The sequence below is a fragment of the Streptomyces sp. NPDC058964 genome (assembly GCF_042741275.1).
Lineage (GTDB): Bacteria > Actinomycetota > Actinomycetes > Streptomycetales > Streptomycetaceae > Streptomyces.
Window position 1 is genome coordinate 1 of sequence record NZ_JBHYKH010000960.1, and the last position, 1448, is coordinate 1448.

Sequence of the window (1448 nt, forward strand, 5' to 3'; positions counted from 1 at the left end):
ACCCGATGCTAGACCCTGCCGACACATTCGAGCAGCGCGAATCGGTGTCCTTGGCCGTACTGACCCTCATGGAGCGCCTTTCGCCGGTCGAGCGGGCCGCCTACGTCCTGCGCGAGGCCATCTCGTACCCCCACGCCGAGATCGCCGCGATCCTCGACATCACCGAGTCCGCGAGCCAGCAGCATGTCCACCGGGCACGACGGCGGGGGGGGGCCCCGCGGCGCGGGGGGGGCGCGCGGGGGAGGGGGGGGGGGGGGAGTCGGCCGACACCGGGGCGGGGGTGGCGCCCACGGCGGCGGAGCGCGACCGCGCCGCGACCCGGGCCCGCCACGAGGCGCTCGCCCTGGGCCTGCGACGGAAGGACGGCACGGGCGCGCTGCTCGGGGCGCGGGACCGGCTCGGCGGCCTGCTCGGCCCGGCGGCCGAGCTGCTCACGGTGAGGCCAGGGCATGAGGTGGCCCTGGCCGCGGCCTTCGGTGCGGCGGCGGACGCGATCGCCGTGACGACACCGGCGTCGGCGGCCGAAGCGATCAGACTGCTGCGCAAGCAGGACGCGGGCCGCGCCGCCCTGTTGCTGGCCGGCGCACCGGAAGAGCCCGCCTCCGACCGGCCGTACACGGACGCGGACGCCGCGGTGGACAGCGTCGCCGCTGGGCCCGGCCCGGAGCCGCCGGTGAACGGTCACCCCTTCGCCGCCGACCTCGTCCAGGGCCCCGCCGACCTCATGCCCGCCGTGCGCCGCCTGCTGCGCGGCATCGTCGTGGTGAGCACCCTCGAGGACGCCGAGGACCTCGTCTACGCCCGTCCCGGTCTCACCGCCGTCACCGCCGAAGGAGACCTGCTTGGGGCGCACTTCGCGCACGGTGGGTCCGCCGGGGCGCCCAGCCTCCTGGAGGTCCAGGCGTCCGTGGACGAGGCCGCGGCCGAGCTGGCCGAGCTGGGCGTGCGGTGCGAGGAGCTGGCCGGGGCGCAGGAGGCGGCCGTCGAACGGCGCCGGGAGTGCGCCGCGCTCGTCGAGGAGCTGGGGGAGCGGCGCCGGGCGGCCGACCGGGAGAAGTCGGCCGTCGCCCAGCAGCTGGGGCGGCTCGCCGGGCAGGCGCGCGGCGCCGCCGGTGAGGCCGAGCGGTCCACCGCGGCGGCGGCACGCGCGCAGGAGGCGCTCGACAGGGCTGTGCAGGAGGCCGAGGAACTGGCCGAACGGCTCGCCGTCGCCGAGGAGATGCCGATCGAGGAGGAGCCGGACACCTCTGTGCGCGACCGGCTCGCCGCCGACGGGGCCAACGCCCGGCAGACCGAGATGGAGGCCCGGCTCCAGGTCCGTACGCACGAGGAGCGGGTCAAGGGGCTCGCCGGGCGGGCCGACGCGCTCGACCGGGGCGCCCGCGCCGAACGCGAGGCACGCGCGCGTGCCGAACAGCGGCGGGCGCGGCTGCGGTACGAGGCCACTG

At 77.8% G+C, this 1448-nt stretch carries 2 pseudogenes; both read left to right on the plus strand.

Annotation, left to right across the window (positions count from 1 at the left end):
* A pseudogene (locus ACFW2E_RS46825) lies at positions 1-233 on the plus strand (sigma factor-like helix-turn-helix DNA-binding protein); the annotation flags it as partial.
* Positions 234-280: 47 nt separating this feature from the next.
* Positions 281-1448, plus strand: a pseudogene (locus tag ACFW2E_RS46830) (chromosome segregation protein SMC); the annotation flags it as partial.